At 66.0% G+C, this 1,171-nt stretch carries 2 protein-coding genes; both read left to right on the forward strand.

All coding sequences use genetic code 11. The features are described from left to right. Nucleotides 1-795 (forward strand): ABC transporter substrate-binding protein (locus QTH97_RS36925; protein ID WP_286573753.1); only part of this gene is annotated, 795 nt, incomplete at its 5' end. Between the two features lie 14 nt (nucleotides 796-809). After that, on the forward strand, nucleotides 810-1,171 hold a 362-nt coding region (locus tag QTH97_RS36930), incomplete at its 3' end, for a PfkB family carbohydrate kinase (RefSeq protein WP_286573755.1).

A 1,171-nucleotide genomic window follows, 5' to 3' on the forward strand; every position in this document is an offset into this window, starting at 1 on the left:
GCGGAGGCCAAGGCCAAGCAGTACAACCCCAATGCCAAGGTCACGGCGCTGTCGGCCGACTACGACCTGAACAAGCAGTTCTCGCAGATCGACGGCTTCATCTCCGCGGGATCGGACCTGATCCTCGTCAACGCGGTGGACGCCAAGGCCATCGAACCCGCGCTGATGAAGGCGAAGAAGGCCGGCATCGTGGTGGTCGGCGTCGACGTGGCGGCCAACGGCTCGGACGCAACGGTGCAGACCAACAACGTGCAGGCCGGCGAGATCGCCTGCCAGTTCATCGTCGAGAAGCTCGGCGGCAAGGGCAACGTGATCATCCAGAACGGGCCGCAGGTCTCCGCCGTGGTCGACCGCGTCAACGGCTGCAAGACGGTGCTCAAGAAGAGCCCCGACATCAAGATCCTCTCGGACGACCAGGACGCGAAGGGCTCGCGCGAAGGCGGCCTGAACGTGATGCAGAACCACCTGACGCGCTTTCCGAAGGTCGACGCCGTCTTCGCCATCAACGACCCGCAGGCCATCGGCGCAGACCTCGCGGCCAAGCAGCTCAACCGCAAGAACATCATCATCACCTCGGTCGACGGCGCGCCGGACATCGAGACCGCGCTCAAGGCCGATACGCAGGTGCAGGCATCGGCCAGCCAGGATCCGTACATGATCGCGCAGAAGGCGGTCGAGATCGGACACGACATCCTCAACGGCAAGAAGCCGGCAACACCGATGACGCTGCTGCCGTCGACCCTGATCACGCGCGCCAACGTCAAGGACTACAAGGGCTGGCAAACACCCCGCTGAGCAGGAGAACCGCCATGTTCGTGGTTTGCGGCGAAGCGCTGATGGATGTCTACATGGGTGAGCCCACCCCCACCGGCATGGCGCTGGACGCGCGCATCGGCGGCTCGCCACTCAATGTGGCCCAGGGGCTCGCGCGGATGGCGAGGCCGGTGGCCTTCCTCACGGGCTTGTCGACCGACGCACTCGGCGAGCGGCTGCTCGAATCGCTCCGGTCGGAGTCCGTCGACATCTCGCTCATCCTGCGCAGCGATGCGCCGAGCACGCTGAGCGTGGTGAGCGTGGATGCCAGCGGCGTGCCGCGCTATGCCTTCCACGGCAACGGCGCGGCCGATCGTCAGATCACGCACGACACGCTGCCCGCCTTGCCGCCGGCCAC

The sequence above is a fragment of the Variovorax gracilis genome (genome assembly GCF_030317115.1).
Lineage (GTDB): Bacteria > Pseudomonadota > Gammaproteobacteria > Burkholderiales > Burkholderiaceae_C > Variovorax > Variovorax gracilis.